The organism is Brevundimonas sp. MYb52 (assembly GCF_002979535.1).
In the GTDB taxonomy this organism is placed as follows: Bacteria; Pseudomonadota; Alphaproteobacteria; order Caulobacterales; family Caulobacteraceae; genus Brevundimonas.
This window is the reverse complement of sequence record NZ_PCPB01000012.1, coordinates 104,157-110,820: the sequence shown is the minus strand read 5'-3', so window position 1 is coordinate 110,820 and position 6,664 is coordinate 104,157. Positions and strand designations below refer to the sequence as shown.

Annotated in this window: 5 protein-coding genes and 1 tRNA gene; 1 reads left to right on the top strand and 5 read right to left on the bottom strand. The window is 66.9% G+C overall.

Annotated features, from left to right (window positions below; all coding sequences use genetic code 11):
* Positions 1 to 2: 2 nt before the first annotated feature.
* The 3 genes from CQ039_RS13045 to CQ039_RS13035 form a co-directional block, all read right to left on the bottom strand.
* Positions 3 to 79 (bottom strand) — tRNA-Asp (locus CQ039_RS13045).
* Positions 80 to 178: 99 nt separating this feature from the next.
* Complete coding sequence (locus CQ039_RS13040) at positions 179 to 721, bottom strand: GNAT family N-acetyltransferase (RefSeq protein ID WP_105563483.1); 543 nt, start codon at positions 719 to 721, stop codon at positions 179 to 181.
* Positions 718 to 2,940 (bottom strand): S9 family peptidase, encoded by a 2,223-nt coding sequence (locus tag CQ039_RS13035; protein WP_105563484.1) that lies wholly within the window; start codon positions 2,938 to 2,940, stop codon positions 718 to 720. The genes CQ039_RS13040 and CQ039_RS13035 overlap by 4 nt, the downstream gene beginning before the upstream one ends.
* 64 nt (positions 2,941 to 3,004) lie before the next feature.
* Here CQ039_RS13035 and CQ039_RS13030 point away from each other — a divergent pair, with 64 nt between their 5' ends.
* The gene (locus CQ039_RS13030) at positions 3,005 to 3,832 is read left to right on the top strand and encodes a serine protease (RefSeq protein WP_105563485.1); all 828 of its coding nucleotides are present in this window, start codon (positions 3,005 to 3,007) and stop codon (positions 3,830 to 3,832) included.
* Here the strand turns inward: CQ039_RS13030 and CQ039_RS13025 are convergent.
* Together CQ039_RS13025 and CQ039_RS13020 are read right to left on the bottom strand one after the other, a co-directional pair.
* Complete coding sequence (locus tag CQ039_RS13025; protein WP_105563486.1) at positions 3,787 to 4,503, bottom strand: energy transducer TonB; 717 nt, start codon at positions 4,501 to 4,503, stop codon at positions 3,787 to 3,789. The two genes, CQ039_RS13030 and CQ039_RS13025, sit on opposite strands and share 46 nt — an antisense overlap.
* 303 nt (positions 4,504 to 4,806) lie before the next feature.
* Positions 4,807 to 6,591: an acyl-CoA dehydrogenase gene (locus tag CQ039_RS13020; protein ID WP_105563576.1), complete on the bottom strand. Its 1,785-nt coding sequence runs from the start codon at positions 6,589 to 6,591 to the stop codon at positions 4,807 to 4,809.
* Between the last annotated feature and the right edge of the window lie 73 nt (positions 6,592 to 6,664).

Below are 6,664 nucleotides of genomic sequence, written 5' to 3'. Positions count from 1 at the left end.
AATGGCGCGAGTGACGGGGCTCGAACCCGCGACCTCCGGCGTGACAGGCCGGCACTCTAACCAACTGAGCTACACCCGCATTCCCCTCCGCGAGGAGGAGAAGGGCCGATTAAGGGCGACTCACGATGGGGTCAAGCGCAATGTGCGAAGATCCCGAAAATAGCTGAAAAATCAGCCTCTAGCGTCCGCAGTCGAGACCGGGCGCGTCGGGAGCGGCGGTCGCGCCTAGACCCAGCGCCTTCTGCATGAAGACTACGTCGCGCCAGGCATCGAACTTCCATCCGGCGGCATGGAAGACACCCACGTTCTCGAAGCCCGCGGCGGCGTGCAGGGCAATGGAGCCGGCGTTGGCGCTGTCGCCGATCACGGCCACCATCTGACGCATCCCCAGGGCTTCGCAGGCGCTCAGCAAGGCGTCGAGAAGCGCCTTGCCGACGCCGCGCCCGCGAAACGCCTCAGCCACATAGATCGAGTCCTCGACCATGAAGCGATAGGCGGCGCGCAGGCGATAGGGGCCGGCATAGGCGTAGCCCGCGACGGCTCCGTCGATCTCGGCCACCAGGACGGGCAGGCCCAGGCCGGCGGGCGCGGCCAGGCGCGCCCGCATCTCGTCCGCCGAGGGGACGTCCAGTTCGAACGTCCCCGTGCCGTTCAGCACGCTGTCGGCGTAGATGGCCGCGACGGCCGCCAGGTCAGCATCCGTGAACGGCCGGACGATCATGCTTTTTCCCAACCCTTTTCGACGGCCCAGACGGCAAAGGCGTAGTCGTGGGCGATGTCCTTCAGATAGTCGAAGCGGCCCGATGAAGCGAAGTGGCCCGCCTCCATGTTGATCTTCAGCAGCACCGGCTTGCCCGAGGTCGAGGCGGGGCGCAGCTTGGCCACCCACTTCTCGGGCTCCCAATAGGTGACGCGCGGGTCGGACAGGCCGCCAGTCGCCAACAGAGCTGGATAGGGCTTGGCCTCGATCTGGTCGTAGGGGCTGTAGCTCAGCATGTAGTCGTAGGCGGCGGCGTCCTCCAGCGGATTGCCCCACTCGGGCCATTCCGGCGGCGTCAGCGGCAGGCTGGTGTCGCTCATGGTGTTGATGACGTCGACGAAGGGCACGCCGCCAATGACGCCGGCCCAGAGCTCGGGCCGCATATTGGTGACGGCGCCCATCAGCAGACCGCCCGCCGAACGGCCTTCGGCCACGATATTGCCGGCCTTGGTGTAGTTCCGCGCGATCAGGTGGTCGGCGGCGGCGGTGAAGTCGGTGAAGGTGTTCTTCTTGGTCATCCGCCGGGCGTCCAGGAACCAGCCCCAGCCCTTGTCCGAACCGCCGCGGATATGGGCGATGGCGTAGATGAAGCCGCGATCGACCAGCGACAGCCGGTTGGTCGAGAAGCTGGCGGCGATCGGGATGCCGTAGGAGCCGTAGCCGTAGAGCAGCAGGGGCGCCGAGCCGTCGACCGGCGTGTCCTTGCGCCGCAGCACTGTCACCGGCACCAACTGGCCGTCCGAGGCCGGGGCGTTCAGCCGTTCGACTACATAGTCCGCCGGGTTGTGGCCCGAGGGGATCTCCTGGATCTTGCGCAGGGTCCGCTCGCGCGTTTTCAGGTCGTAGTCATAGGTCGAGGTCGGCGTGGACGGCGAGTTGTACCCATAGCGCATGACCGTGGAGTCGAACTCCGACGCCCCGCCCAGCGACAGGGCGTAGGCGGGCTCGTCCACCGCGATCTCATGCTCGGCGCCCGCACGGTCGCGGATGACGATCTTGGTGTTGGCGTCGGCGCGCTCCTGACGGCCCAGGTAGTCCTTCACCAGGGCCACGCCCTCGATGAAGCGGCCCGGCGTGTGGGGGATCAGGTCCTTCCAGTTGGCCTTGGCGGGCGCATCGGTCGGGGCCTCGACGACCTTGAAGTCGATGGCGTCGTCGGCGTTGGTGCGGATCACCCAGCGGTCGCCCCAGTGGTCCAGGTCATAGAGGCGGCCGACATGGCGCGACTCGACCACCACGGGCGTGGCCGTGGGGGTCGCGCCGGGAATGATGCGGCCCTCAGAGGTTTCCTGATTGCCGATGCTGATGATGATGAAGGCGTCGTCCGAGGTGCGGCTGACGCTCTGGAACATACCGTCGTCGGTTTCCTCATAGACCAGGGTCGTCTCGCCGCCGCGCGCGGGACGGCGGAAGATCTTGTCCGGGCGGCCGTTGTCGTCGCGGTTGGTCCAGAAGATCCACTGGCTGTCGGGCGAGAAGGTGAAGTTCTCGGTCGCCGATTCGATGGGGTTGGGCAGGACCTCGCCGGTCGCCAGATCCTTGACGTAGATCTTGAAGACCTCGGAGCCTTGCGCGTCCTCGGCATAGGCGAACAGGGCGTGGTCAGGGCTGTGCTCGGTGGCCGAGACCTCCGAATAGGCCTTGCCCTCGGCCAGTGCGTTGCAGTCCAGCAAGAGCTGAGGCGTCGGGGCTTGGATGAAATTTTTGGTCACGGGCTGGCCATCGACCATCCAGGTGCCCTGGCGTTCCACCCGCATGTAGCGCGGGTGCTGCTCGCCCGTCCGGTATTCGGTGTAGTATTCCCACGGACCGTCGGGCGCCGGGACGGAGCTGTCGTCCTCCTTTATGCGGCCCTTCATCTCTTCGAACATCGCGGCCTGCAGCGGCAGGGTCGAGGCCATCATGGCCTCGCGATAGGCGTTCTCGGCGGTCAGGTGTTCCTTGACGTCGGCCTTGATCAGCGACGGATCGCGGAGCACGGCCTGCCAGTTGTCGTCCTTCATCCACTGATAGTCGTCGGTGCGGACGCGGCCCAACTGTTCGATGCGGACAGGGACCTTCTTGGCGACGGGCGGTTGGGGCAGGGACATCGAGGCTCCGGTAGTCGAACGGGCGAGTGCAGGGGAGGCGGCCACAAGGCCGACGGCGGCGGTCGAAGCGATCAGTTCGCGGCGATTCATCAATAGGCTCCCCAATGGTTCGGGCGGACCTTGTGCCTGCGCGCGGGCGGCGTCAAATGGCGGAATGATCACTCAGGACGTTCCGCCCGCACCGCCCGCCGCCGTCGCGCCTGTCCCCTGGGACCTGACCGTCGGCTTGATCAACGCGACTGTGCAGATCGACCAGCCCCTGGACGCGAGCACGCGCAAGGTCGGCACGGGTTTTCTGATTTCCGCACCCAAGCCGGACGGGACGCCGCGCGTCGTGCTCGTGACGGCCGCCCATGTTTTCAATGTCATGCCAGGGGCCGAGGCGCGCATCGGCTGGCGTACGCCGGAAGCGGACGGGGCGTGGAAGTTCACGCCCGGCAACCTGACCATCCGCGATGCATCGGGGGCGCCGCTATGGACCCAGCATCCCGAGCGCGACGTGGCGGTCATGGAGGTCGCCGCGCCCGCCGCCTTCGCTCAGGCGGCGATTCCGCTGGGTTGGCTGGCGGATGATACGACCTTCGATCGCTGGCGCGTAGGGCCGGGCGACGAGTTGATGGCCCTGGGCTATCCGCACGGCCTGTCAGCGAACAAGGCGGGTTTCCCCATTCTGCGCCTGGGCCGGATCAGTTCCTGGCCGCTGACGCCGATCCGCCACTTCCCGATCTTCCTGCTGGATTTTGCGGTGTCCCAGGGCAACTCGGGCGGGCCGGTTTTCTGGACCCCCGCTGTCGACCGCTTGCCCGGCGCGCCGACGCCCGACCATCCCTATATCGCCGGGGTTCTGGTGCAGGAGGTCCAGGGCGGCGGCGAGGGGCTGGAATTGGGCGTGGTCGCCCATGCCCAGTATGTCCGCGAGGCGATTGCGCTGCTGGATCAGTCGACCGCTGCTCCCGAAACGCAGTCGAACGCCGCGCAATAGCGGCGCCGCATTTCGTTTCTGATCGGGGCAGGGTCTTCTGGGCTGGCCTGGGTGACCTGGGCGTACCAGACGTCCCAGCCGATCGGTTTCCGGGTTGGCAGATAGTCCAGGCCGTGCAGCGCCAGGACGTGAGCGACCCCTGCGGCGTGCCAAGCCTTCTCGGCTTCAAGATCGGGATATAGCTCGGCCATCCAGCCGCGCAGAAGCGCTGCTTTTTCGGGCGGCATCTCGTCGACCTTCCAGTCACGGATCGAGCGTTCGGTCGCAGAGCGGCTGCCGCGATAGAAGCTGTCGGTAAAGGCCTGGGCCGCCTGGACATGTTCTGAGCCGGGCTCAGGACCCTCCCAGGGTTGACGTAGCGGTTCGTCGCCTTCGGTCAGGATGTCGAAGGGCAGTTCGATTATGAAGGGGACGCCCGCAGGCTGGGCGACGCGCCCTCGGAACACGATCGCCAGGGCGGCCTGCTGAAACCCCGAATCGGCCGGCTTGGCCGACACCGCCGCGCACCGGGCGAGGGCGCCGGTGTCGTTATTCTCGCACTCGAGCGTGACGGTCCCGTTGATCCGCAAATCTCTGGCCAGGGCCGGGTAGTCGGAACGTTTCACATCCGGCGGCGTCTCCCAGTGTGCGGGTTCGGCCAGCAGGGCCAAGGTGGCCAGAAGCGTAATCATGCGGTGAACTCCAGGCTAATCAGGGCTGGCGAGGGTTTCGGCCGTTGGCCCGCAATCGTAACCGGCGCAAAAGCGGCGACGCAGTTCGATCATCGGTTCGCGAGGATGGAGATCGCGGTTGGCCTCATTTAACGGTGAAATCTAGGATTCACTCCAATCATCCGGCTGTTTTCCAGCTCGCGCATGGCAAGGACGCGCGCCATGGACAGACCCCGTCGCTGACGCTCTGTCTTCTCATGAGAACGCCTCCCGCGCGCAGGTTGCACGGGAGGTGACGTGCGCTCAAGCCATAGAGGCCGACAATCAGCCCGCCAGAGCCTCAACGGTGAGGCCCTCTAGCAACTCTCCGCCCTGTCCCACGGCGGCCAGGCGGCTGGAGACGTGGCCCAGGACGTTGGCGGCGTAGATTTCGTAGAGGTCCAGCTTGCCCTGCAGCCAGACGGGATCGCCGTTTCCGGCGTCCAGGCGGGCCTTGGCGGCCAGGGCGCCCTTGGCCAGCATCCAGCCGCCGACCACGTCGCCCATCAGCTTCAGATAGGCGTCAGCGCCGGCCAGAACGTCAGCGGCGCCGTCTGCGGCGGCCTTGCGGTCCAGCAGCCACAGGGTGGCGTCCTCGACGGCTTCGATGGCGGTGGCGAGGCGCTCGACCGGCTTGCCGGTATAGAGGCGGTCGATCTGGGCCAGGGTCAGCTTCATGTCGGCGATCAGGGCCTTGGCGGAATCGCCGCCGTCCATCGACAGTTTGCGACCGACCAGGTCCATGGCCTGAATGCCGTTGGTGCCCTCGTAGATCGGGGTGATGCGGGCGTCGCGATAATATTGGGCCGCGCCGGTTTCCTCGATGAAGCCCATGCCGCCGTGGACCTGAACGCCCAGCGAGGCGACTTCGCAGCCGACGTCGGTGGACCAGGCCTTGGCGATGGGGGTGAACAGGTCCTCGCGACCCTTCCACAGCTTGCGGTCGGCCTCGGCAGCGGCGTGCTTGGCCAGGTCGGCAGCGACGCCGGTGGACAGGCAGATGGCGCGGGCGGCGGCGATCTTGGCCTTCATGACGCCCAGGGTGCGGCGCACGTCGGGGTGGTCGAAGATCGGAGCATTCTTCTCGCCGGTCCAGATGCTGCGGCCCTGACGGCGTTCCAGGGCATAGGCCAGGGCGTGCTGGTAGGCTCGCTCGGCGACGCCGACGCCCTCGACGCCGACGGCCAGACGGGCAGCGTTCATCATCACGAACATATGGGCCAGGCCCTCGTTCGGACGGCCGACCAACTCGGCGCGGGCGCCTTCATAGGCCATGACGCAGGTGGGCGAGGCGTGGATGCCCAGCTTGTGCTCGACCCCGACCGGGTGGAAGGCGTTGCGCTCGCCCAGCGAACCGTCGGCGTTGACGGCGAACTTGGGCGTCAGGAACAGGCTGATGCCCTTGGGTCCGGCAGGGGCGTCGGGCAGGCGGGCCAGCACTAAGTGGACGATATTGTCCGTGGCGTCGTGGTCGCCCCAGGTGATGAAGATCTTCTGGCCGTTCAGGGCATAGGTCCCGTCGCCGTTCGGCGTGGCCGTGGTGGTCAGGGCGCCCAAGTCCGAACCGGCGTGGGGTTCGGTCAGCACCATGGCGCCGGTCCATTCGCCGCTGACCAGCTTGGTCAGGTAGGTGGCCTTTTGATATTCGGTGCCGACCGCCTCCAGCGCCTCGATCGAGGCCAGCGACAGCATGGGGCAGAGGCCAAACGCCATGTTGGCGGCGTGGACGGTCTCATAGGCGGCCAGTTCCAGCGCCTTGGGCAGGGCCTGGCCACCGGCCTCGACCGAGGCGGTCAGGCCGGTCCAGCCGCCTTCGGCGAACTGTTTGTAGGCATCGACGAAACCAGGGGCGGCGGTGACGGCGCCATTGGCGTATTTGGCGCCGGCCAGATCGCCGGGACGGTTCAGCGGGGCCAGGACCTGTTCCGAGAACTGACCGGCGGCTTCCAGTACCGCGCCCATCACGTCGGCGTCGTAGTCGATGAATGCGCCGGTAGCGGCGACCTGATCAATGCCGGCGACGGCCTCCAGGGCGAAGGCGAGGTCACGGACGGGGGCGCGGTAGCTCATGGCGGTCTCCAGAATCTTCAACATGCTTCTGACGCCCCAGCGGTCGCTGATGCAAGGGCGCTTGGACTTTGGT